This is a genomic window from Bradyrhizobium sp. UFLA06-06 (assembly GCF_054820065.1).
The window spans coordinates 1-22,885 of record NZ_JADFUD010000009.1; the positions used below are offsets into that span (position 1 = coordinate 1).

Annotated in this window: 21 protein-coding genes and 1 pseudogene; 14 read left to right on the plus strand and 8 right to left on the minus strand. The window is 64.9% G+C overall.

Annotation, left to right across the window (positions count from 1 at the left end; translation table 11 throughout):
- Positions 1-227 (minus strand): annotated as a pseudogene (locus tag IF803_RS10015) (IS110 family transposase); the annotation flags it as partial.
- Positions 228-773: 546 nt separating this feature from the next.
- On the opposite strand from IF803_RS10015, the gene IF803_RS10020 reads away from it, so the two are divergent.
- Both IF803_RS10020 and IF803_RS10025 read left to right on the plus strand, forming a co-directional pair.
- Positions 774-1,505 carry a cytochrome c biogenesis CcdA family protein gene (locus IF803_RS10020; protein ID WP_461192031.1) on the plus strand — a complete coding sequence of 244 codons (732 nt, stop codon included), beginning with the start codon at positions 774-776 and terminating at the stop codon, positions 1,503-1,505.
- A 91-nt stretch (positions 1,506-1,596) separates the two neighbouring features.
- Complete coding sequence (locus IF803_RS10025) at positions 1,597-3,285, plus strand: SulP family inorganic anion transporter (RefSeq protein ID WP_461192032.1); 1,689 nt, start codon at positions 1,597-1,599, stop codon at positions 3,283-3,285.
- A gap of 328 nt (positions 3,286-3,613) precedes the next feature.
- On the opposite strand, the gene IF803_RS10030 is transcribed toward IF803_RS10025, so the two are convergent.
- The 3 genes from IF803_RS10030 to IF803_RS10040 form a co-directional block, all read right to left on the minus strand.
- Positions 3,614-4,006, minus strand: coding sequence for a hypothetical protein (locus IF803_RS10030; RefSeq protein WP_461192033.1), 393 nt, complete (start codon positions 4,004-4,006; stop codon positions 3,614-3,616).
- Between the two features lie 239 nt (positions 4,007-4,245).
- On the minus strand, positions 4,246-5,622 hold the full coding sequence (locus IF803_RS10035; RefSeq protein WP_461192034.1) for a Spy/CpxP family protein refolding chaperone: 1,377 nt from the start codon (positions 5,620-5,622) through the stop codon (positions 4,246-4,248).
- Between the two features lie 125 nt (positions 5,623-5,747).
- A complete protein-coding gene (locus IF803_RS10040; protein ID WP_461192035.1) occupies positions 5,748-7,172 on the minus strand; it encodes an FAD-binding oxidoreductase in 1,425 nt (474 codons plus the stop codon).
- A gap of 133 nt (positions 7,173-7,305) precedes the next feature.
- Here IF803_RS10040 and IF803_RS10045 point away from each other — a divergent pair, with 133 nt between their 5' ends.
- A complete protein-coding gene (locus IF803_RS10045; protein WP_461192036.1) occupies positions 7,306-7,821 on the plus strand; it encodes a thioesterase family protein in 516 nt (171 codons plus the stop codon).
- A gap of 42 nt (positions 7,822-7,863) precedes the next feature.
- Here IF803_RS10045 and IF803_RS10050 read toward each other — a convergent pair whose 3' ends face one another.
- Positions 7,864-8,037, minus strand: coding sequence for a DUF1328 domain-containing protein (locus tag IF803_RS10050; protein WP_016846258.1), 174 nt, complete (start codon positions 8,035-8,037; stop codon positions 7,864-7,866).
- 292 nt (positions 8,038-8,329) lie between these two features.
- Here IF803_RS10050 and IF803_RS10055 point away from each other — a divergent pair, with 292 nt between their 5' ends.
- From IF803_RS10055 to IF803_RS10085, 7 genes are all read left to right on the plus strand, one after another.
- Positions 8,330-10,939, plus strand: coding sequence for an ATP-dependent helicase (locus tag IF803_RS10055; RefSeq protein WP_461192037.1), 2,610 nt, complete (start codon positions 8,330-8,332; stop codon positions 10,937-10,939).
- Positions 10,940-11,015: 76 nt separating this feature from the next.
- The gene (locus IF803_RS10060) at positions 11,016-11,429 is read left to right on the plus strand and encodes a hypothetical protein (protein ID WP_028342155.1); all 414 of its coding nucleotides are present in this window, start codon (positions 11,016-11,018) and stop codon (positions 11,427-11,429) included.
- Entirely contained in the window at positions 11,426-12,118 is a 693-nt protein-coding gene (locus IF803_RS10065) for an OmpA family protein (RefSeq protein WP_461192038.1), read from the plus strand. The genes IF803_RS10060 and IF803_RS10065 overlap by 4 nt, the downstream gene beginning before the upstream one ends.
- Before the next feature lie 71 nt (positions 12,119-12,189).
- Positions 12,190-12,357: a type II toxin-antitoxin system HicA family toxin gene (locus IF803_RS10070; RefSeq protein ID WP_461192039.1), complete on the plus strand. Its 168-nt coding sequence runs from the start codon at positions 12,190-12,192 to the stop codon at positions 12,355-12,357.
- 33 nt (positions 12,358-12,390) lie between these two features.
- Complete coding sequence (locus tag IF803_RS10075) at positions 12,391-12,681, plus strand: type II toxin-antitoxin system HicB family antitoxin (protein WP_026193132.1); 291 nt, start codon at positions 12,391-12,393, stop codon at positions 12,679-12,681.
- 119 nt (positions 12,682-12,800) lie between these two features.
- Entirely contained in the window at positions 12,801-13,724 is a 924-nt protein-coding gene (locus IF803_RS10080) for an ABC transporter ATP-binding protein (RefSeq protein ID WP_028342159.1), read from the plus strand.
- The gene (locus IF803_RS10085) at positions 13,721-14,482 is read left to right on the plus strand and encodes an ABC transporter permease (RefSeq protein ID WP_028342160.1); all 762 of its coding nucleotides are present in this window, start codon (positions 13,721-13,723) and stop codon (positions 14,480-14,482) included. Before IF803_RS10080 ends, IF803_RS10085 begins: the two co-directional genes overlap by 4 nt.
- 233 nt (positions 14,483-14,715) lie before the next feature.
- On the opposite strand, the gene IF803_RS10090 is transcribed toward IF803_RS10085, so the two are convergent.
- Entirely contained in the window at positions 14,716-15,045 is a 330-nt protein-coding gene (locus tag IF803_RS10090) for a hypothetical protein (protein WP_028342161.1), read from the minus strand.
- 298 nt (positions 15,046-15,343) lie between these two features.
- On the opposite strand from IF803_RS10090, the gene IF803_RS10095 reads away from it, so the two are divergent.
- Entirely contained in the window at positions 15,344-16,138 is a 795-nt protein-coding gene (locus IF803_RS10095) for a L,D-transpeptidase (RefSeq protein ID WP_028342162.1), read from the plus strand.
- Between the two features lie 318 nt (positions 16,139-16,456).
- Complete coding sequence (locus tag IF803_RS10100) at positions 16,457-17,305, plus strand: alpha/beta fold hydrolase (protein WP_461192040.1); 849 nt, start codon at positions 16,457-16,459, stop codon at positions 17,303-17,305.
- Between the two features lie 109 nt (positions 17,306-17,414).
- On the opposite strand, the gene IF803_RS10105 is transcribed toward IF803_RS10100, so the two are convergent.
- The gene (locus IF803_RS10105; RefSeq protein ID WP_461192041.1) at positions 17,415-17,972 is read right to left on the minus strand and encodes a DUF308 domain-containing protein; all 558 of its coding nucleotides are present in this window, start codon (positions 17,970-17,972) and stop codon (positions 17,415-17,417) included.
- A gap of 134 nt (positions 17,973-18,106) precedes the next feature.
- Between IF803_RS10105 and IF803_RS10110 the strand changes: the two genes are divergently transcribed.
- Positions 18,107-18,694 carry a TetR/AcrR family transcriptional regulator gene (locus IF803_RS10110; protein WP_461192042.1) on the plus strand — a complete coding sequence of 196 codons (588 nt, stop codon included), beginning with the start codon at positions 18,107-18,109 and terminating at the stop codon, positions 18,692-18,694.
- 46 nt (positions 18,695-18,740) lie between these two features.
- Here IF803_RS10110 and IF803_RS10115 read toward each other — a convergent pair whose 3' ends face one another.
- Positions 18,741-21,005 (minus strand): spermidine synthase, encoded by a 2,265-nt coding sequence (locus IF803_RS10115; RefSeq protein ID WP_461192043.1) that lies wholly within the window; start codon positions 21,003-21,005, stop codon positions 18,741-18,743.
- 179 nt (positions 21,006-21,184) lie between these two features.
- Between IF803_RS10115 and IF803_RS10120 the strand changes: the two genes are divergently transcribed.
- Positions 21,185-22,786, plus strand: a complete 1,602-nt coding sequence (locus tag IF803_RS10120) for a phytoene desaturase family protein (protein ID WP_461192044.1) — start codon at positions 21,185-21,187, stop codon at positions 22,784-22,786.
- The last annotated feature ends 99 nt before the right edge of the window (positions 22,787-22,885 follow it).

The window sequence follows — 22,885 nt, forward strand, 5'->3', positions numbered from 1 at the left end:
ATCCGTGCGAACTGGATCCCGGCCTGACGCAGCGCCTCGCGAAGCGCGAGGTCATAGATACCCGTCGCCTCGAAGACGACCAGCGCATCGCATTGCCAACGCGCCACCTGCTGTGTGATGGCCTGTGTCGCGTTGGCAATGCGCCTCGGCACGCCGTCAGCCTCATCAAAGATGTCGAGGTGGTTTTTGGAGATGTCGATTCCGACGTAACGAAGAGCTATGATCACGGTGCCTGTCCCTGTGATGCGAGGTCTGTTGGCGCAGCCTCGTGCAACTGTTCAGGTTGATAGATGGAACGGGCGGGAGACCGAGCCGGCTCACGGCGTCAAGCGCCAAGGACCCAACGGCTTCCCGCCCACCCACATCCTGACAGACTTCCAAGACACAGGGACCCATACGCTGCAGCGGATGTTGTTGGTGGGACTCGTCATTCCAGCGTCGCGCAACCATGTGCAGCTGTGGTTATGGGTCCCGGCCCCCCGTGCGCAATTGCGCACTAGGCCGGGACGACAGCCAATGTGTGGCGCCGCTTGCGGTCAAAAAACCGCATGAGTGATTGACGCGTGAGCGAGGCAACGCCGGAAGGGTTCCCTCCCCTTGCGAGGAGGGAGCCGCGCGGCATGCTCGCCTCACCGGCATTCCTCGCGATGCGTGAGTGCACCCGCCCCCGCACACGACCCTGTGACCATAGTTGAAGGCTGCGACGACGAAACTTCTGGATTGTTGGCCGCGTAGACGCCAAGACAGGAGCGCTATCTGCGAAGGTTTCATTGATGCACGACGTCTCGATCCCGGCGGCCCTGATCGCCGGTCTGGTCAGCTTCCTGTCGCCCTGCGTGCTGCCGCTGGTGCCGCCCTATCTGATTTATTTGACCGGCGCGACCATCGAGCAGGTCAACCAGGACGGCGCCACCGCGGCCTCCAAGCGTGCGGTGATGACGGCGGCGCTGATGTTCGTGCTGGGCTTCTCCACCGTGTTCGTCGCGCTCGGCGCCAGCGCGTCCTTCGTCGGCGGGCTGGTGCGCGCCTGGTCGGCCGAGCTCTCGATCCTGGCCGGCATCGTCATCATCATCATGGGCCTGCACTTCCTCGGCGTGACCCGGATCGGCCTGCTGATGCGCGAGGGACGGCTGACCGCGCCCAAGCCGGTCGGGCTGTGGGGCGCCTATGTCATGGGCCTGGCCTTCGCCTTCGGCTGGACGCCATGCATCGGGCCGATCCTCGCCGCGATCCTCTCGATCGCGGCCGCGGAGGCCACGGTGACAAAAGGCGCCGGCCTGCTCGCGGTCTATTCCGCCGGGCTCGGCATCCCGTTCCTGCTCGCGGCCTTCATGGTCAAGCAGTTCTCCTCGCTGTTTGCGCGGATGAAGCGCCATCTCGACACCGTCGAGCGGGTGATGGGCGCGCTGATGGTGGTCACCGGCATCGGCTTCCTGACCGGCGCAGTGTCCAGCGTCAGCGTCTGGCTGCTGGAAACCTTCCCGGCGCTGCAAAATATCGGCTAGGCCTTCGCGCCAGCGCACACTGCTGTCCGCTGGCTTTTGGCCGCGCCATGTCGGACTATTGCGGAATCGCCGCAAGCCTCATGGGACCCCGATGGGCCAGGATCGTCAGACGCGCGCCAGCTGGCCGATCTTCAGTTCGCTCAGGGCCTTCCGGCCAAGCGACCTGCCGGGTGACCTGATCGCCGGGCTGACGCTCGCCGCGATCGCGATCCCCGAGCAGATGGCGACCGCGCGGCTCGGCGGCTTCTCGCCGCAGATCGGCTTCTTCGCCTTCATGGCCGGCTCTATCGGCTTTGCGATGTTCGGCGCCAACCGCTTCCTGTCCTGCGGCGCCGACTCCACGATCACGCCGATCTTCGCCGGCGGCCTCGCGCTGATGGCGACCGCCGGCTCGCCGGACTATCAGGCGCTCGCGATGGCGCTGGCGCTGATGGTCGGCGCGATCATGATCGCCGGCAGCCTGTTCAAGCTCGGCTGGATCGCCAATTTGCTGTCGACGCCGGTGACGGTGGGCTTCCTTGCCGGCATCTCCGTCCACATCCTGGTCTCGCAATTGCCCGGCGTGCTCGGCCTGACCACGCCGGACGGGCCGACGCTCTACAAGGTCGGGGTGCTCACCGAGAAGATCGGTCAAACCAATTTCTACACGCTGGCGATCGGCCTCGGCGTGCTGGCGCTGGTCGCCGGATCGGAGAAGATCAGCGCGCGCATTCCGGGCGCGTTGATCGGCCTTGTCGTGGCCACCGTCGCCGTGATCGCCGGCCATCTCGAAAGCAAGGGCGTCAAGGTGGTCGGCTCTGTGCCTGGAACGCTGCCGACGCCATCGTTTCCGGATATTGCACCGGAGCGATGGGTCAAACTGTTGTCGCTGGCGATCCTGATCGCGGTTGTCGTCATGGTGCAGACCGCCGCGACGACGCGCTCGTTCCTGTCAGATCCGGACAAGCCGGCCGACGTCGATCGCGACTTCCTCGGCGCCGGTGCCGGCAGCCTGCTGTCCGGGCTGTTCGGCGCCTTTCCCGTCAACGCCAGCCCGCCGCGGACCGGCATCGTGTCGGAGACCGGCGGACGTACGCAGCTTTCGGGGCTGTTTGCCGCGGCCATCGTGCTCGCGCTGCTCGCGTTCGGCGCGACGCTGTTGCAGCACGTGCCCGATGCGGCACTCGGCGGGGTTCTGCTGTTCGTGGCGCTGCGCATCATTCGCGTGAAGCAAATCGTCGCGATCTTCCGTCAGTCATTCTATGAATTCCTGCTGGTGGTGGCGACAGCAGCCGCGATCATCGTGCTGCCAATCGAGCAAGGCGTCGCCGTCGGCATCGCCTTGTCGCTGCTGCACGGCATCTGGACCACCACGCGCGGCCAGCTTGCCGAATTCGTCCATGTGCCCGGCACCACGATCTGGTGGCCGACGGGCCCGCACGTCACAGGCGAGCGCACGCCCGGCATTGCCGTCGTCGGCCTGCAGGCCCCGCTGTCGTTCCTCAACGCGGAAAGCTTCCACAGCGGCGTGCTCAAGACCATCAGCGCGACGACACCCAAGCCGCGGCTGCTGGTGATCGAGGCCAGCGGCATGATCGAGATCGATTTCACGGCGGCGCAGGCGCTGCGCGACCTGTTCCGCGAATGCCGCGATGACGGCGTGACGGTGGCGGTGGCGCGGCTCGAATCCGAGCGCGCGCAGGACGCCTTCGAGCGCTTCGGTCTCTACGAGGTGTTGCCGCGAGACCACGTCTTCCGCAGCGTCGACGAAGCGGTCCGCACGCTCGGCGGACAGGCGTAAAGATTGATGGGATCAGTCCGTAGCCCGGGTGAGCGAAGCGATACCCGGGAAACCGTTCCCGCATATCGCTTCGCTCATGCGGGCTACGCACTATCCTCCGTCATTGCGAGCAAAGCGAAGCAATCCATCGCGTGGCATATGCGGAAGCATAGATTGCTTCGTCGCTATCGCTCCTCGCAATGACGGAGCTACAAAATTTTGGGCGACTCAGCTGCGTAGCCCGGATGAAGCGAAGCGCAATCCGGGATTTTCTCGTGCGTCGATGAACCGTCCCGGATTTCGCTTACGCTCCATCCGGGCTACGGGCACTCTTCTCGACCGAACGGCCTCAGGCCTGCTCGCCCTCGAGCGTCGGATGCTCCCTCAGGACTTCCGCCTTGATCGAGCCGGCGTGGATGGCACGAAACAGCGCCCGCCCCGTCTTGACGTTATTGGCCTTCATGCAGAGGCCGACGATCTCGCGCACCGCGGAATCCCGCACCAGCTCGTCGGAGATTTTCATCGCGGTCTCCATCGCGACCTTGGCGGCACGCTCGTAGCGATCACGCTCGATCTGCTGCTTGTTCGGTGAACGCTTGTCGGGCGAGCCGACCGCCTCGGCACAGGCGGCGGCATCGCGGCAGATCGCACGGATCCGCTGCGCAGCCTCGATGTCGCCGAGCGGACGCTCGACGGGATCGTCCCAGATATCCTTGCGCCCGGCCTTGTTGAACCACCACATCGCCGCACCTTGAAAAAAGCACGGCAAGCATAGCTGGCCTTGGCGCAACCTGTGAACCGCGGAGTCCACTTCGTGCCGAGCAAGAGGTGCACACTATGGCCCGGCGGCCACACCGGCCGCCGATCCCCGCGCGAATTGATGTCGAATTCATGGAATAAAGCCCATTTCGGTTCTGATTGCGTCAGAGCCGAGGCTGCGGGACTCTCGCTTGCCGCGTTTTCGCGCGAACCGACAACACTCTACGCAGATCGTTTCGGCCCGATCGCCTCGAACTGCGCCTTTTGCTCATCGCTGAGCGTGGCATAGAAATTCTCAAGCGCGGCGCGGACATCCCTGACCGCCTGCAGCATGACGTCGAGCCGCTTGGCAACGAAGGCAAGACGCGCGGGCGGGGTCATCGCCTCGTTGGTCTGGCACGCGGCCTTCAGCTTCCGCGCGGCGTCGGCACTGGCGTCCTGCAGCACCTGAAGCGCACCGCGTTGGGTGTCGCTCAGCTGCAGCCGCGCCTCGATCTCGCCCGTCGGCCATTCCTGCAGCGCAGGCTGTGCGGCGCCGCAGCTCTGGGCGACCGTCGCGTTCGGATCACGGGCCGCGGCTTCCTTGCGCTGGTTCTCGGCAAGCGCGTTGAGCCGCGCTTTCTGCTCGTCATCGAGCAGGCCGTAGAATTTTTCCAGCGGAGGCTTCACGATTCCGACCGCGGTGACCATCGCTTCGATCCGCTGCTGCATGGCCGCGAGGCGGTTCGGCGCCGTCAACACCACCTGCGCAGGACATGCCGCCCGAATGACCTGGGCAGCCGCGAGCGACGCGTTGCCGAGCTCGCCGAGCGCCACCGATTGCGCTTCGGTCGGCTGCACCGTATCCGCGATCTGATCCACCGGCAGGCCGGCGACCGAACGGCTGTCATTGCCGCACATCTGCTCGATGCGCCCGCCGCCGCGGTAACGGCGGCCCGTCCGGCGCTCCGGCAGATAGCCCCGGAGATCGTCATACCCATAAGGCCCGAAGATGCCGGCATAGATGTCCGGATAGCCGTAGCCCCAGAATCCGATGTCGTCGCCCCAGATCGCGTAGTCGTAGATGTCGTTGTACGCGAACGGCCAGAACAGCGGACCGACCCAGCCATAGCCGCCGCCGGGATGCTGCCACCAGCCGTTGGCCACCGCCCCGCCATGCCAGCCGGCGAGCGCCGCGGCCGCGGCGATCTGCGCGCGCGCCGCCGGGTTGCTCAACAGCCGGCCGTTGCGCAATGCGCCGTTGCGCGACAGCGAGTTGAACGTATTGCGCATATGGCCTGGTGCGATCGCGGCATTTCGCATCCGGCCGAAATTGCCGCCCCCGCGCGACGCGAAGGCGCCATGGCCGGCGAAGCCTGATCGCGAGATCGCGTGCGAACGGCCGAACCCGCCATGGCCGCCGCCAAAATGCATGTGGCCGAAGCCATGCCCGCCACGTCCATGGCCACCGCCGTGCCCGTGGCCACCACCATGCCCATGGCCGCCACCATGTCCTCCGCCATGGCCGCCACCGTGCCCGCCACCGCCTCGGGCGATCGCATCGCCCGACAGCGCCATCGCAAGGACCACAACCGCAATTCCGATTACCCGTCCGATCACGGCGTTCTCCTCCGCGCACCGCACACATCGCGGCAACACAAGAGAGACGCCGGGCTGGCGGAAAAGTTCCACGCACGACGCGCACCGCGCGGACGTTGGCGGCCCCTGCGCGGCGTGACGGCGCCTCAGGCGGCCGGGACGATCTTTCCGGGATTGAAGATGTTTTGCGGGTCGAGCGCATGCTTCAGCGCCCGCATCGCGTCGAGCGCCTCCGGGCCGAGTTCGGCCCGCAAATATTTCTGCTTGCCCTGGCCGATGCCGTGCTCGCCGGTGCAGGTGCCGTCCATGGCCTGGGCGCGCTCGACCAGGCGGTGCATGAACTCCTCGCCGCGCGCCATCTCGTCCCTGTTGTCGACGTCGCAGAGCAGCGAGCAGTGGAAATTGCCGTCGCCGACATGACCGACGATCGGCGACAGCAGATTAAGCCGCTTGAGATCCTCCTCGGTCTCGGTGACGCAGTCAGCAAGCCGCGAGATCGGCACGCAGACGTCGGTCGCGACCACGCCGATGCTGTCGCCGGGGCGCAGCGCCTTGACGGACCAGTAGGCGTCGTGCCGGGCCTGCCACAGTTTGGTGCGGTCTTCAGGCTTGGTGGTCCAGGTGAAGTCGCCGCCGCCGCATTCGGCGGCGATGTCGCGGAAATTCTTCGACTGTTCGGCGACCTCGACCTCGCTGCCGTGGAATTCCAGCAGCAGCAGCGGCGTCTCCGGCAGCGACAGCTTCGAATAGCTGTTGCAGGCTTTCACCTGCGCGGCATTGAGCAGCTCGATCCGGGCGACCGGAATGCCGGTCTGGATCGCGAGGATCGTGGCCTGGCAGGCGCCGCGTACCGTCTCGAACGAACAGGCCGCCGCCGCGATCGTGTCGGGAATGCCGCGCAGACGGATGGTCAGTTCGGAGATGATGCCGAGCGTGCCTTCGGCGCCGACGAACAAATGGGTCAGGTCGTAACCGGCCGACGACTTCTTGGCGCGCGTGCCGGTCGTGATGATCTCGCCGTCGCCGCGCACCACCTTCAGCGCCAGCACGTTCTCGCGCATCGTGCCGTAGCGCACCGCGTTGGTGCCGGAGGCGCGGGTCGAGGTCATGCCGCCGAGCGAGGCATCGGCGCCGGGATCGATCGGAAAGAACAGGCCCTGGTCGCGCAGATGCTCGTTGAGCGCCTTCCGCGTCACACCGGGCTGGATCACGCAGTCGAGGTCCTCGGCATGCACCTCGAGCACCTTGTTCATGTCGCGCAGATCGATGCAGATGCCGCCCGCGGGCGCGTTGACCTGCCCCTCGAGCGAGGTTCCGGTGCCGAAGGCGATGACCGGCACGCGATTGGCGGCGCAGATTCGCACCACGTCCTGGATGTCGGCGGTTTCCTGCGCCATCACGACCGCATCCGGCGGCTGGGTCGGCAGCCATGTGGTGGTATGGGCGTGCTGTTCGCGCACCGCCTGCGACGTGACGAGCCGGTTGCCGAACCGCGCCGCCAGCGCGTCGATCGCGCGCTTCAGGGCCTGCGGCTCAGGGCGCGTCACATTGCTCGAAATCGTTGTCGCCACGTCAAATTTCCTCCCACCTTTAGCCGACCGTGGCAAAGCTTGTATAAGGGGTCAAGAGAGCCTGACTTGAAAAAGTGGACGCCGGAGTCACAGAAAAGCTCATGCTCAAACGCCAGCAAACCGGGGATGGATCATGACTTCAGTGACTGCCACGAGCGAGGTGCCGCTTCCGCCGGCCCCGTTCAGATCCTCGGTGATGCAGATCGAGCCGCAATGGATCGACTACAACGGCCATCTCAACATGGCCTACTACAACGTGATGTTCGACCGCGCCATCGACGAGATGTGGCTGCAGCTCGGCATCGGGCCGGCCTACATGAAGGCGCGGCAGTGCTCGACCTTCACCGCCGAGTGCCACGTCCGCTATCTCAGGGAAATTCATCTCGGCGATCCCGTGCAAGTCCACGTCCACCTGCTCGGCGCCGACGAGAAGCGGCTGCACACATTCGAGGAGCTGCGCCATGCCACCGAGGGCTGGCTCTCCGCGACCTCGGAAAACCTCACGCTGCACATCGACATGGAGGCGCGCAAGGTGGCGCCGTTTCCGCCCGATATCCGCGCCCGCGCTCGCGCGATCGTCGCCAGCTATGCGGGTGTACCACGTCCCGAGGGCATCGGCCGCAACGTGGCGATGCCCTCGGCGAAATAACTTGCCGTTTTCAAGCAAAGCGGCCGCCGGTTCGCGGCCTCGCTAGACCCTTGTGCGGCCGCGCACCAATCCGACCACCGCCGACACCAGAAACAGGATGACGGCGATGAAGAAGATCGCCTTGGCGATTTCGACCGAGGCGCCGGCGATGCCGCCAAAGCCCAAAATGCCCGCGATCAGGGCGATGACCAGGAACGTGACGACCCAGCTCAGCATGATCAAAACTCCGCTTCGTTTCCTTGCTGTTTCTCGGGCGCGGACCTTCGTCCGGCGCGCACCTGTTGAAACAATCCGGCCGGGAAACGCGGGTTCCTGCGCGTGAAACCGCGAAATTTTCGTCGATTTCCGGAACCAGCATTGATGGTGGGCTGCCGGCGAAAGCGTTCCCGTCAGTCGCGATAAAACCTGTCAAAACGGCCGATCAGGCCCTATATGGCCTTCAATCCCTGTTAAGAAGGCTCCCCTTCACCATCCTGCGGTGCCATCGTGGGGCCGAGACGATTCGCCAATGACCGAGCCGAGCAAATTGCCCCATCACGGCGTTCCCGAGCACCAGCCGGCGGCTGGCGGCATCGCCGCGCGTGCGCGGGCGGCGGCCGGTCCGCAATATCTGAACGGCCTCAATCCGGAGCAGCGCGAGGCGGTCGAGACGCTCGACGGTCCGGTGCTGGTGCTTGCCGGCGCCGGCACCGGCAAGACGCGCGTGCTGACGACGCGCATCGCGCATATCCTGAGCCAGGGCCGCGCGCGGCCGCACGAAATCCTGTCGGTGACCTTCACCAACAAGGCGGCGCGCGAGATGAAGCTGCGGCTCGGCCAAATGCTCGGCCAGGCGGTCGAGGGCATGCCGTGGCTCGGCACCTTCCACTCGATCGGCGGCCGCATCCTGCGCATCCATGCCGAGTTGGTGCAGCTGAAATCCAACTTCACGGTGCTCGACGTCGACGACCAGGTGCGGCTGTTGAAGCAATTGCTGCAGGCAGAGAACATCGACGACAAGCGCTGGCCGGCGCGGATGCTGGCCGGCCTGATCGACGGCTGGAAGAATCGCGGCCTGTCGCCATCGCAGGTGCCGGCGGGCGAAGCCGCCTCGTTCGGCAACGGCAAGGGCGGCAAGATCTACGCGACCTATCAGGAGCGGTTGAAGATCCTCAACGCGGCCGATTTCGGCGACCTGCTGCTCGAGAACATCCGGCTGTTCCGCGAAAATCCGGACGTGCTGCGGCAGTACCAGAGCCGCTTCAAGTTCATCCTGGTCGACGAATATCAGGACACCAACGTGGCGCAGTATCTGTGGCTGCGCCTGCTGTCGCAGGCGCCGTCGCGGCCGGGCCGCGCGCTGTCCGAGATTATTCCGGGAGCAACCGACGCTCCCGTCATTCCGGGGCGCGCCGAAGAGGCGAATCCGGAATCTCGAAGCAATGAAGACTCATCTCGAGATTCCGGGTCTGCGCCTGCGGCGCATCCCGGAATGACGGAGGATACGGCAACCGCAACGCAGCTCAAGAACATCTGCTGCGTCGGCGACGATGACCAGTCGATCTATGGCTGGCGCGGCGCCGAGGTCGACAACATCCTGCGCTTCGAGCACGATTTCCCCGGCGCCAAGGTCATCCGCCTCGAGCGTAATTACCGCTCCACCGGCCATATCCTGGCCGCGGCCTCGCATCTGATCGCGCATAATGAAGGCCGGCTCGGTAAGACGCTGCGCACCGAGGATGTCGACGGCGAGAAGGTCACCGTCACCGGCTCCTGGGATTCGGAGGAGGAAGCGCGTGCGATCGGCGAGGAGCTCGAGGAGCTGCAGCGCGCGGGTGAAAACCTCAACGACGTCGCCATTCTGGTGCGCGCCTCGTTCCAGATGCGCGAATTCGAGGACCGCTTCGTCACGCTCGGCCTGCCCTACCGCGTGATCGGCGGCCCCAGATTCTACGAGCGCGCCGAAATCCGCGATGCGCTGGCCTACTTGCGCACCATCAATTCGCCGGCCGACGATCTCGCCTTCGAGCGCATCGTCAATGTGCCCAAGCGGGGGCTCGGCGACGCCACCGTGCAGCTGCTGCACGACCATGCCCGCAAACGCCGCATTCCGCTGTTCGAGGCGGCGCGCGCCGTGGTCGAGACCGACGAGCTGAAGCCGAAGGCGCGCGGCTCCTTGCGCGATCTCGTCATGCAGTTCGACCGCTGGCGCGCCCAGCGCGAGGTCACCTCGCATACCGAGCTCGCCGAGATCGTGCTCGACGAGAGCGGCTACACCGAGATGTGGCAGAAGGACCGCTCGGCTGATGCCGCCGGCCGGCTGGAGAACCTCAAGGAGCTGGTGCGTTCGATGGAGGAATTCGAGAACCTCCAAGGGTTTCTCGAACATATCTCGCTGGTGATGGACCGCGACGGCGAGGCCGGCGACGAGGCGGTGTCGCTGATGACGCTGCATTCGGCGAAGGGCCTGGAATTCGACAACGTGTTCCTGCCGGGCTGGGAGGAAGGCCTGTTTCCGAGCCAACGCACGCTGGACGAACAGGGCCGCGCCGGGCTCGAGGAGGAGCGCCGCCTCGCCCATGTCGGGCTGACCCGGGCGCGCCGCCGCGCCAAGATCTACTTCGCCACCAACCGCCGCATCCATGGCACCTGGTCGACCACGATCCCCTCGCGCTTCCTCGACGAGCTGCCGGCGCACAATGTCGAGATCACCGAATCCAAGGGCGGATCAGGCTGGGGCGGCAGCGGCGGGTATGGCGCCTCGCGCTTCGACAACCTCGAATCATTCGGCTCGAGCTATTCGACCCCGGGCTGGCAGCGTGCCCAGGCCAACCGCAACCGCGGCGGCGGGGGCCGCGGCGGCAGCGGCTTCGAGGAGCGGCAATCGTCCTTTTCGGGTTCGCGGGGCGATACCTCCTCCGAAAGCTTCAATCGCACCAAACGCGGCCCGATGGTAATCGAGGGCGAGCTGGTGGCGAAGTCCACCGGCACGACGTCGGATTTTTCGCTGGATGACCGGGTGTTTCACCAGAAATTCGGCTACGGCCATGTGGTGAAGATCGACGGCAACAAGCTGACCATCGCCTTCGAAAAGGCCGGCGAGAAGAAGGTGGTCGACAGCTTTGTGGAACGGGTGTGACATAGCGACGTTCTTTGACGGTCTTCTCTGTTGGTAGCCCTTGACCCCAGTTGATTTCATGGGTTGAGATGGCCCCATGGTCCGGGGGAGGTTTTTCCTTTTTGTCATCGCGCTCACCGCGCCGTCGCTGGCGGTCGCGGAGACGATGAGCTTTGGCGATTCTGCAGCGCAACTGGCCAAGGCCTGCGGCGCCGACATCACCGCCAACTGCCGCGGCGTCAATCTCGACTCCAACCGCCTCAAGGAATGCCTGTCGCGCAACCGCGATGTGATATCGCCGCAGTGCAAGGAGAGCTACTTCTCCACCCTCGATGCGATCCAGAAGCGGATCGTGGCGCGCGTCACCGTTGCGAATGCCTGCACCCGCGAGATCGTCAAGGTCTGCGGCGGCTCGACCAAGGAGACCAGCAAGTCGGTGCCCTGCCTCGTCAGCGCCAAGGGCCTCAGCCGCAATTGCACCCAGGCGATCAATGACGCGGGGTATCAATGATGCGGCTGTCGAGGCGAGGCTTGCGCGATCGTGGCCTTTTGGCCCTGCTGGGCACGCTGGCTTTGCTGGCGATGCCGATTGCGCCGGGGCGTGCGCAGACCGCCATCACGCGCGACGACGTCATCGCCAAGCTCAATCATTACGAGACAGACGCCGAGATCGATGTCCCCGCGCTGCGCCAGCAGGTGGCCGAACGATCGAAGTCGCGATCGAAGAACGAGCCGCCGCCCTCGAAGCGGCCGCCGATCGCCCCCGATCTGACCAAGCTGCCGACGTTCAACGTCGACATCGCGTTCGACGTCGACACGCCGATCGTGCTGCCGGAGTCGTATCAGACGGTCGGGCGGATCGCCGATGCGCTGACGCACTCCTCGCTGCTGCCCTACACCTTCCTGATCGTCGGCCATATCGAATCGACCGGACGACGCGAGAACAATGTGCTGCTGAGCCAGCGGCGCGCCGACGCGATCCGCGACATCCTGGTCAACACCTTCAAGATCACACCGAAGCGCCTGCAATCGGTCGGGCTCGGCGAAGAGCAGTTGCTCGATCCCGCCAAGCCCAACGCGCCGGTCAACAACCAGGTGCAGATCATGCTGGTCGCGAAGCTCGCCGACAGCGCGCCGCCCGCGCACCCTGCCCCGGCGGCAGCCGCCAAGAAGCCGGCGAAATCGGCGAAGAAGCACTAGCCTGATCCCGCTCACTTAACGCGGTATGATTCGGACCATCATGTCCGGATTGCTTGGTTCTCGGAATTGCCATGTTGACCAACAGCCGCGATATCATTCGGCGCCTGGAGCGAGAGGGATGGAGCCTTGTCCGGGTTGCCGGTTCTCACCACGTCTTCAAGAATCCCCGGTCGGGCGAAACGCTGGTCGTTCCGCACCCCAAGAAGGACTTGGGAAAAGGCTTGGTGCGCCATTTATAAGGGAGCGGGTTGGAAACCCGATTGAGGCAGACCTTGGCTCACTACGTTGCCATCATTGAGGACGCCGGACCGGACTACGCTGTAGGCGTCTGGTTTCCGGACCTGCCCGGCTGCACGTCCGCGGGCGATGATATCGACGAGGCTTTGCGCAATGCCCCTGAGGCGCTGAAGCTCTATGCCGAGGGCCTAAGGGACGATGGACAGGAACTGCCCCGCCCCCGGACATTGACCGAGTTGAAGGCAGACCCCGAAGTCGCCGACGACCTGAAAACCTACATGGTCGCCTTGGTCGAACTGCCCGTCAGAGCGCACGCCGCGGAATAAATTTCTGCCCTGGCGGGCGATTGCAGAACGGATTGTCCGTCCCTATCTGCGCTTGACCCGCATCTTGCCCGCCCGGGCCCCAGTCCGCGCGCGCCCTTCCCTCACGCTTTCGATCCTCCATGTCGCCGATCATTTCCGTATCCAATCTTTCGAAAACCTATGGCTCCGGCTTCAAGGCGCTGAAGGGCATCAATCTCGATATCATCAAAGGCGAGATCTTCGCACTGCTCGGGCCGAACGGCGCCGGCAAGACCACGCTGATCAGCATCATCTGCGGCATCGCCAATCCGAGCGAGGGCCGCATCACGATCGGCGGGCACGACATCATCGCCGACTATCGCGCGGCGCGGTCGATGATCGGGCTGGTTCCACAGGAACTGCACACCGACGCGTTCGAGTCGGTGTGGGCGACCGTCAGCTTCAGCCGCGGCCTGTTCGGCAAGCCGAAGAACCCCGCCCATATCGAGAAGGTGCTGCGCGACCTGTCGCTGTGGGACAAGAAGGACGACAAGATCATCACGCTGTCCGGCGGCATGAAGCGCCGCGTGATGATCGCCAAGGCGCTGTCGCACGAACCGCAGATCCTGTTCCTCGACGAGCCCACCGCCGGCGTCGACGTCGAATTGCGCAAGGGCATGTGGGAGGTGGTCCGCACGCTGCAGGCTTCCGGCGTCACCATTATCCTGACCACGCACTACATCGAGGAAGCCGAGGAGATGGCCGACCGCATCGGCGTCATCAACAAGGGCGAGATCATCCTGATCGAGGACAAGGCGACCTTGATGCAGAAGCTCGGCAAGAAGGAGCTGACCCTGCAGTTGCAGAACAAGCTCGAGGCCATTCCCGATGTTCTGTCTGCCTACAATCTCGAATTGTCCGACGACGGCCGCACCGTGACCTACGACTACGATACCAAAGGCGACCGCACCGGCATCACCAGCCTGCTCAACGATCTCCGCAATGCCGGCATCCGCATCTCGGACCTCGATACCAAACAAAGCTCCCTCGAAGACATCTTCGTCAGCCTCGTGAGGGCGCCATGAACTACCGCGCAATCCGGGCCATCTACCTGTTCGAAATGGCGCGCACCTGGCGCACGCTGCTGCAGAGCATCGTCTCGCCGGTGGTGTCGACCTCGCTGTACTTTGTGGTGTTCGGCGCCGCGATCGGCTCGCGCATCACCGAGGTCGAGGGCGTCAGCTACGGTACCTTCATCGTGCCGGGGCTCGTGATGCTGTCGGTGCTGACGCAGAGCATCTCCAACGCCTCGTTCGGCATCTACTTCCCGAAATTCGTCGGCACGATCTACGAGATCCTGTCGGCGCCGATCTCCTATTTCGAGATCGTCATCGGCTATGTCGGCGCCGCCGCCACCAAGTCGATCATCCTCGGCCTGATCATCCTGGCGACGGCCGGGCTTTTCGTCCCCTTGCATATCCAGCACCCGGTGTGGATGCTGACCTTCCTGGTGCTGACGGCGGTCACCTTCAGCCTGTTCGGTTTCATCATCGGCATCTGGGCCGACGGCTTCGAAAAGCTGCAGATGATCCCGATGCTGGTGGTGACGCCGCTGACCTTCCTCGGCGGCAGCTTCTATTCGGTGAACATGCTGCCGTCGGGCTGGCGCACCATCACCCTGCTCAATCCCGTGGTCTATCTGATTTCCGGCTTCCGCTGGAGCTTCTACGAGATCGCCGATGTCAGCGTGCCGCTGAGCCTCGGCATGACCGTGGGCTTCCTGGTCGCCTGCATGGCCATCGTGGCGTGGATCTTCAGAACCGGCTACCGGCTGAAGAACTGACTTGCGAAAGCAAGTCATTCCGGGGCGCGCCTTAGCGCGAACCTCAGATGCGCAATTGCGCATCGGGGAATCTCGCGCCGTCACTTCGAAGATTCCGGGTTCATGCTTCGCATGCCCCGGAATGACGCTCGCCCGTAGCCCGGATAGAGCGAAGCGCAATCCGGGACCTTATCGCCAAGCCTGCAGAACCCGGATTTCGCTTCGCTCCATCCGGGCTACAGGTTCTTCAACGATCAATAGCAGTGGAAATGGCCGTGGCGGTAATAGCCGCGGCAGCGGTGGCCACGGCGGTAACCGCGATCCGGGATGCCGAACACGCCCTTGACCGCGCCCATGGCGCCACCGACACCGGCGCCGACGGCGCCGCCAACCACGCCGCCCACCGGGCCGGCGACCCGATTGCCCTCATAGGCGCCCTCATGAGCGCCGCGGACGATGCCTTGGGCATGGCTTGCATGGGGGACTGCGACCAGCGTCAAAGCGAGGGCTGCGGCCGCAAGCAGGAGCCGCGCGGAGAGGCCGGCTGGGACGACGGCCGCGGTCTTCACCTTGGTGTTGTTCATCTGGATTCCTTGATGCGCGGCGCGAACGCGCCGCCGGGGGTTTGTGAAACGCCCGTGCGGCCAAATGGTTGCGTGTCGGAGACCGATTGGGCCGTCGTCGCGGCATGCTCGCGAAAAAGTCAGCCCGCCGTGACAGGCAGGCCCGGCTTCGGCCTTGTTTGCGCCGCGCGCGGGATTAACCATGGCGTTTGATCACGGCCTTGGCCCGCTACTGGAACCAAGTTCGGATTCCGTGCATATTGATTGCCGGGGACGGAGAGCCGCGGCTTCGCGAGCAGGCCTGGAGGCCAAAGGTAAAATGCGTTCGTTCCTCATTGCGTTCACTTCCGTGATGCTCTTCACCGCCGGCGCCGCACACGCCAAGGTCGATATCACCATCGACAAGGACAACCAGCAGATGACCGTCGCGGTCGACGGCGTCGCGCGCTATCACTGGCCGGTCTCGACCGGCATCCCGTCGCGCGAAACGCCGAACGGCAGCTTCCGCGCCTTCCGCATGGAAGAGGATCACTATTCCAAGGAATTCGACGACGCGCCGATGCCGCACTCGATCTTCTTCACCAAGATCGGGCACGCGATTCACGGCACCGACTCGGTGAACCGCCTCGGCTCGCCCGCCTCGCATGGCTGCGTGCGGCTGTCGCGCGACAACGCAACCACGCTCTACGCGCTGGTCCAGAAGGAAGGCGTGCTCAACACCACCGTGACGCTGACCGGCTCGTCGCAGGTCGCGCTGGCGCGCAATCCGCGTGGACGCAACGGCACCGCCGTCGCCCGCCGCGCGCCGCAGCAATATGACGAGCAGTACGGCACCGCCGCCGCCGGCGACCCGGTCGTGCTGACGCCGCAGCCGCGCGACTATCCGGCGCAGGCCCGCACCGATGACGGCTACATCTATCCGGCCGACGGCAGCTCGACCGATCGCCGCTATCCGGCACCGCCGTCGAGCCGCCGCGTCTACGACGCGCAGGCCTATGGCCAGCAGCAGCAGTATTACGGCAATCAGGGCTACGCGCCGGCGCCGCAGGGCTACTACCAGCCGCGCCCCGCCTATCAGCCGCGCGGCTTCTACGGCAACACCTATCAGGACTAGAGCGTTTTCGAGCGAAGCGGGCGCCGTTCGCATGAAGAAAACGCGTTAAAAGAAATCTGCCGCACGTTCCTGGTCCACTGACGGCGCCGCAAGGCAGCGCGCCGTCAATTCACGCTCCCCTCACCCGCTTGTGACCGTCGCAAAACGCCCCCGTCATCGTGCGCCGGGGCCCGTCGTCGCGTCGTCATCTGATTGTAAAACTAGCCCGATATTCGGCGGCACAAGCGCCCGCCGGGTCCCTGGAGGCCGATTCACGCGGCATGCCCGATGAAACCAGGGCGAGAAGCGCGGGTCACGTAGGCAAGATCAGAGGTCGACATGAAACGGGGCATCATTGTCCTTTGCCTGTGCATCGTGGCGATGGCCGCTTATTTCACGACGGACAGATGGGCCATCCGTCACACGACGCTGTCGTTCCACGACGTTCTGCGTGACGACCGCAACGTCACGGTCGAGGTCGCGGTGCGCCGCGACCGGCAAATGCAGGCGATGGCCGAGATGATCGAGCTGCCGGTCGCGATCCTGAGCCACGGCAACACCGTCAAGAACACTGAGTACTCGTTCCTCACCAATTTGTTCGCGTCGCGCGGCTACCTCGTGGTCAGCATTCAGCATGATCTCGATACCGACGCGCCGATGGTCACCAAGGTCGGCGAGGAATATGTCGGGCGCCGCATGCAGTACAATCGCGGCGTCTTCAACATCATGTATGCGATCGACGAGCTCAAGAAGCTCTATCCGAACGCAAACTATCGCCAGCTGACATTGATCGGCCATTCCAACGGCGGCGACATCTCGATGTTCTTCGCCAAGCAGCATCCCGACCTGGTGAAGAAGGTCGTCACGCTGGACAATCTGCGCGTTCCCTTCATCACCGACGGCAGAATCAAGATCCTCTCGTTCCGCTCCAGGGATCCGGTGTTCAAGGCCGATCCGGGCGTCGTGCCCGACGACGAGACCTGCGCGAGACTCGGCATCAAGGTGGTCAGAACCGAATTCCAGCACAACGATCTCAGCGACCGCGGCCCGGACAGCGCGAAGTCGTCGATCCAGGCCGGCGTGGAGCAATTCCTCGACGAGGATGCCGGCGAGAGCACACCGACGATGCCGCTGCTCGCCGCCTCGACACCCGCCTCCGCGGGTGCAGCGCCGCCAGAGAACAAATAGTCGCGTCGCGCTGAAGGCGAGCTCGCGCTCTCCGGTGCTGCCGGACAGCGCTTGGAGCCCGCTCCGTTCCGATTGAATCGGAGCGGAGCTCCAGATTGTTGCTTTGACTCTAAGCGCGCGCGTGGCGATAGCCGGTGGCAACGAGCCAGATTGCGGAAAGCAGGAAATAGAACGCGCCGAAGCCCGCATAGGGAGCGACGTCGAGAATGGTCGGCGCAACGGTGCCGATGGACTGGCTGATCATGTAGCCGCCGGCGAGTGCCGACTGCGCGCCGCTCAGGATCATCGCCCATTGCGCGCCATAATGACGCCAGCGCCTGACGCCCGTGTACAATTGCAGCACGCCCGCGAGGATCGCCCAAACCCCGAACACGGCCAGGACGGCATAGCTGCTATGGCTGAGCGCCACGATCACGGCGAGCGTCGTGATCGCGCTGACCGCGACATTCAGGGCTTGGGACGGGTTGGCCTTCAGGCCGCCGTTGACCCGGGCGTCAGCCAGATTGGCGATGCCGTCCCACGCCGTGTAGATCACGAGCAGAACCGCGGCGGGGCCGGCTTGGCCGCTGAACAGAACCGCGGCGGCGACCCAGGCGACCGAAAAGATGGCGCGCCCGAGATAATAGGATCGCAGCCAGGCGGATTGGGTCGAAAGGTGGCTTTGCATTGACAGGCTCCTTGTTTGTCTTCCTACTAGTAGGTAGATGCCAAATCCGAGTCAATCTGGCGCTCCGACGTCCTGTGAGGAGAGGAAAGCCTTGATTTGCCTCTGGAATTTACCTACTGGAAGGTAGGCATGACGTGAACGTGATGATTTCGACTTCTGAAAAAATTCTCGACGTCGCACAGCCCCTCATCGTCGCCGGGGGCTATAACGGGTTCAGCTATGCCGACATCTCGGTTGCCATCGGCATCCGGAAGGCGAGCATCCACCATCACTTCCCGACCAAGGCCGAGCTGGTCTCGGCGCTGGTGGATCGCTACCGGCAGCAGACCGAGCTGGGCCTGAAGTCGCTTCAGGAGCAGTTCGCAAGCCCGGCCGACCAGCTGCAGGCTTACGTGAACTTCTGGCGGGCGTGCATCGGCGATGCCTCGCTGCCGTTCTGCGTCTGCGCGATGCTTGCCGGCGAGATGCCGATGTTGCCGGACGAGGTCGCATCCCGCGTCCGCGCCCATTTCCATCATCTTGCGGGATGGCTCACCTCGGTGCTGCAGGCCGGCGCGGAACAGCATCTGTTCCGGCTGGACCAGCGACCGCACGAGGAGGCCCAGATGCTGATGGCATCGGTTCATGGGGCAATGCTCTCGGCGAGGGCTTTCGACGATCCCGGAATGTTTGCCGCGATCGTCAAGCCCCGGCTCGCCGGACTGCTGGTAGCCGATCGCTAGAGAATGATCGCGCGGAAGCCGCCGCGATTGGCTCGGCTTGCAGGTCCTATTGCTCGCCGTCGCGCAGGCGGCGGTACACCGCGCCCAGCACGTTCGAATAGTCATCGGTCCAGACCCGCTGCTTCTCATCGGCTTCGGTCTCGGTCCAGACATCAGACGATGCGAGCTTGCCGACGTCCTCCTCCTCGCGCGCGGAGACCACGACCGAGGTCGAGAAGATGTACTCGTTGTCGCGGCCGGAATCCTCGCTATAGACCCAGCTCTTCATGTCGTTGGCGTCTGCGATGCCGACCACGACGCTGGCAAGCTCGAGATGGCGGTTGGAGACGTGCATCACGACCGCGCCCTGCGGGGCCAGCTTCTCCTTGTAGATCGCCATCGCCTCCTCGGTCGCGAGATGGATCGGGATCGCGTCCGACGAATAGGCGTCGACGATGATCAGATCGTAGACGCCGTCCGGCTCCTTGGCGAAGGTCAGCCGCGCGTCGCCGATGACAGGCTTGAGGTTCGGCTCGCAGTTCTGGATGTAGGTGAAGTATTTCGGATCGCGCGCGGTATCGACCATCGACTGGTCGATCTCGAAGAAGCGCCAGTCCTCGCCGGGGGCCGACGCGCAGGTCAGCGTCCCCGAACCTAGCCCGATCACCGCCACCTTCAGCGGCGCGCCCTTACGCTCGCGGATCGCTGATATCGCCCGCCCGATGCCGCCGTCCTTGTGATAATAGCTGATCGGCTCGGGCGTTCCGGCGACCGGCGTGCCGTCATCGTTCTTGAACTTCTCGGCGCCATGGATCGTGGTGCCGTGCATCAGCACGTGATACTGCCCGTTCGGCGTCACCACGATCTTGTGCACGCCGAAGAAGCTGCGCACGGTTTCGACGCGGCCGTCGTCGGATGGATAGGCGCGCAGCACCACCAACGCGACCACGACGGTGGCGAAGATCTTCCAGCGATTGGCGTTCAGCGCGAGCGCGAGCAGCGCCGAGAGCACGCCGACCGCGCCGATCACCCAGACCCGGTGCACATCGAACCAGTTGAAGATGTCGCCGGCCGAATAGCTTGGCGCGATCAGCGCCACCGCCAGCACCGCGAGGAACGGCCAGTACCAGGCGCCCCAGCGCGGCAGCCGCTCCGCGCCGCCGGGCGGCCGGCACAGCGCCGCGAGCGCCAGCAGGATCGGATATTCGGCGACCCACGAGAAAGTAAAAGGCGCAATAAGCCCCGCGAACAGGCCGCCGACCATGCCGCCGAACGACAGCGCGACGTAGAAGCCGGTGAGATATTTCGCCGCCGGGCGGGTGCGCGCGAGCTCGCCATGACAGGCCATCGCGATGATGAAGAAGCAAAGCTGATGGCCGCCGAGCGTGAGCAGCAGGTTCTGCTCGCCGCCGACCGCAAGCAGGATCACGACGCCGGCAATCGCCAGCGGCTGCGCCAGCAGCATCCATTTGTGCGGCAATAGCGGCCGCGACTGGAACACCAGCACCCAGGTCAAGAGATACAGCGACAGCGGCAGCACCCACAGCAAGGGCGCGGCGGCGACGTCGGTCGAGATATGCGCCGTCACCGCGATCAAAAGGCCGGACGGCACCGCGGCGAGGAAGATCCAGCGCGCCCGCAGCGGCCAGGACGGCGCCGGCGCATTGGCGTCATCGACCTGCATGTTGAGTGCGGCGGCATTGGCCGGCGACCGCAACAGCAGCACGCCGCAACTCGCGATCAGAATGATCAGCAGACCATAACCACCGGTCCAGATCAGGTTCTGGGTGCGCAGCGTGAACATCGGCTCGAGCAGCACCGGATAGGACAAGAGCGCCAGGAAGCTGCCGATGTTCGAGGATGCGTAGAGGAAGTACGGATCGGGACCGTTGGGATGTCCGGTGCGCACGAACCAGGCCTGCAGCAACGGATTGTTGGCGGCGAGCGCGAAGAACGGCAGGCCGATCGAAACCGCGAACAGGCCGAGCAGCCAGACCGCATAGCCGGACGTCGGCGGCTCGCCCCAGCCGCTCCTGATCGCCAGCGGCAAGGTCACGAGCGCGACGACGAGCAGCACCAGATGCACCACGACCGGCACGATGCGGCCGTTCAGCTTCATCAGGAGATGCGCATAGGCGTAGCCGCCGAGCAGCAACGACTGGAAGAACACCATCGCCACCGACCACACCGCCGGCGAGCCGCCGAGCCGCGGCAGTACCATCTTGGTGAACAGCGGTTGCACCGAGAACAGCAACAGGGCGCTGACGAAGATCGCGGCGGTGTAGACAACCAGCACCAGCCGGTTGCGCGAGGCGGTCGGCTCAGACGTCATGAAAGCTCCGGCATGGACCCGGCGGGCGCCGGAGGCGGACAGTCCGGTGGCACCCCACCGGAGGATTTCAGTTGAGCATACGGCACTATCACGGACAAGAAACGGCGGTCACGCGGACTTGACGACGCGGCGCTGCGGCGCCACAGCACATGCTCTAATCACTGCTTCTTGAAGCGGACATGAACGAAACAGACGTCGTCATCATCGGTGCGGGGCACAACGGCCTCACCTGCGCGGCCTATCTCGCGATGGCCGGGCTGCGCGTGAAGGTCGTGGAACGCCGCAACGTGGTCGGCGGCGCCGCGGTCACCGAAGAATTTTGCCCGGGCTTCCGCAATTCGGTCGCCGCCTACACGGTGAGCCTGCTCAATCCGCAGATCATGTCTGACCTGAAACTTGCCGATCACGGCCTCAGGATCGTCGAGCGGCGCGCGCAGAACTTCCTCCCCTCGCCCGACGGCAGCTATCTTTTGACCGGCGAAGGCAGGACCCGGGAGTCGGTCGAAAAGCTCAGCCGCAAGGACGCGGCCGCAATCGGCGTGTTCTCAGGGGAACTCGAAGCCATCGCCGACGTGCTGCGGCAATTCGTGCTGCGCGCGCCGCCGAACCTCGTCGAGGGTTTTGGCATCGGCGCGATCAGCGAGGCCTTGAACGCGCTCGGCACCGCCAACATCCTGCGCCGGCTGTCGCTGGAACAGCAGCGCAATCTGCTCGACCTGTTCACGCGATCGGCCGGCGAGATGCTCGACGAGCGTTTCGAGAACGACCTCGTCAAGGCGCTGTTCGGCTTCGATGCCATCGTCGGCAACTATGCCAGCCCCTACGCGGCCGGCTCGGCCTATGTGATGCTGCATCATGCGTTCGGCGAGGTGAACGGCAAGAAAGGCGTCTGGGGCCACGCGATCGGCGGCATGGGTGCGATCACGCAAGCGATGGCGCGTGCCGCGCGCAGCCATGGCGTCGAGATCGAAACCGATGCGCCCGTCCGCGAGGTGATCGTCGAGAAGGAGCGCGCCGTCGGCGTCGTCCTCGACAACGGCAAGACCGTGCGCGCCAAATACGTCGTCTCGAACGTCAATCCGAAGCTGCTCTACACGCGCCTGGTGCCGGAAGGCGCATTGGCGCCCGAGTTTCGCGCGCGCATCTCACGATGGCGGAACGGGTCCGGCACGTTCAGGATGAATGTGGCGCTCAGCGCCCTGCCCTCGTTCACCGCGCTGCCCGGCCCGGGCGATCACCTCACGGCGGGCATCATCATCGCCCCGAGCCTCGGCTACATGGATCGCGCCTGGCGCGATGCGCGCGAATTCGGCTGGAGCCGCGCGCCGGTCGTCGAGGTGCTGATCCCCTCGACGCTCGACGACAGCCTGAGCCCGCCGGGCCAGCATGTCGCAAGCCTGTTCTGCCAGCACGTCGCGCCGCAACTGCCCGACGGCAGATCGTGGGACGATCATCGCGAAGAGGTCGCCGACCTGATGATCGCAACCGTCGACCACTACGCCCCCGGGTTCGCAGGCAGCGTGATCGGCCGCCAGGTCCTGTCGCCGCTCGACCTCGAGCGGCAGTTCGGCCTGCTCGGCGGCGACATCTTTCACGGCGCGCTGACACTGAATCAGCTGTTCTCGGCGCGGCCGATGCTCGGCCATGCCGACTATCGCGGACCTCTGAAGGGCCTCTACCATTGCGGTTCGGGCGCCCATCCCGGCGGCGGCGTCACCGGCGCCCCCGGCCACAATGCCGCGCGGGCGATCTTGGCCGACCATCGCGCGCTGTTCTCGTAGACGACGCATCACGCGCCGCGGGACAAGCTGTGGACAGGCGTGTTGAGAGGCTGTGGGTCTGCGGTGGACAGAGGCGTCGTCTCAAGACGGGATAACCGG

Bases quoted from the DNA above. Each gene is read 5' to 3' on its own strand.
- IF803_RS10045 (WP_461192036.1), top strand. From the start codon at position 7,306: ATGACTTCAGTGACTGCCACGAGCGAGGTGCCGCTTCCGCCGGCCCCG.
- IF803_RS10100 (WP_461192040.1), top strand. From the start codon at position 16,457: ATGAAACGGGGCATCATTGTCCTTTGCCTGTGCATCGTGGCGATGGCC.
- IF803_RS10120 (WP_461192044.1), top strand. From the start codon at position 21,185: ATGAACGAAACAGACGTCGTCATCATCGGTGCGGGGCACAACGGCCTC.
- IF803_RS10090 (WP_028342161.1), bottom strand. From the start codon at position 15,045: ATGAACAACACCAAGGTGAAGACCGCGGCCGTCGTCCCAGCCGGCCTC.
- IF803_RS10050 (WP_016846258.1), bottom strand. From the start codon at position 8,037: ATGCTGAGCTGGGTCGTCACGTTCCTGGTCATCGCCCTGATCGCGGGC.
- IF803_RS10085 (WP_028342160.1), top strand. From the start codon at position 13,721: ATGAACTACCGCGCAATCCGGGCCATCTACCTGTTCGAAATGGCGCGC.
- IF803_RS10095 (WP_028342162.1), top strand. From the start codon at position 15,344: ATGCGTTCGTTCCTCATTGCGTTCACTTCCGTGATGCTCTTCACCGCC.
- IF803_RS10020 (WP_461192031.1), top strand. From the start codon at position 774: ATGCACGACGTCTCGATCCCGGCGGCCCTGATCGCCGGTCTGGTCAGC.
- IF803_RS10065 (WP_461192038.1), top strand. From the start codon at position 11,426: ATGATGCGGCTGTCGAGGCGAGGCTTGCGCGATCGTGGCCTTTTGGCC.
- IF803_RS10060 (WP_028342155.1), top strand. From the start codon at position 11,016: ATGGTCCGGGGGAGGTTTTTCCTTTTTGTCATCGCGCTCACCGCGCCG.
- IF803_RS10080 (WP_028342159.1), top strand. From the start codon at position 12,801: ATGTCGCCGATCATTTCCGTATCCAATCTTTCGAAAACCTATGGCTCC.
- IF803_RS10105 (WP_461192041.1), bottom strand. From the start codon at position 17,972: ATGCAAAGCCACCTTTCGACCCAATCCGCCTGGCTGCGATCCTATTAT.
- IF803_RS10055 (WP_461192037.1), top strand. From the start codon at position 8,330: ATGACCGAGCCGAGCAAATTGCCCCATCACGGCGTTCCCGAGCACCAG.
- IF803_RS10030 (WP_461192033.1), bottom strand. From the start codon at position 4,006: ATGTGGTGGTTCAACAAGGCCGGGCGCAAGGATATCTGGGACGATCCC.
- IF803_RS10025 (WP_461192032.1), top strand. From the start codon at position 1,597: ATGGGCCAGGATCGTCAGACGCGCGCCAGCTGGCCGATCTTCAGTTCG.
- IF803_RS10115 (WP_461192043.1), bottom strand. From the start codon at position 21,005: ATGACGTCTGAGCCGACCGCCTCGCGCAACCGGCTGGTGCTGGTTGTC.
- IF803_RS10070 (WP_461192039.1), top strand. From the start codon at position 12,190: ATGTTGACCAACAGCCGCGATATCATTCGGCGCCTGGAGCGAGAGGGA.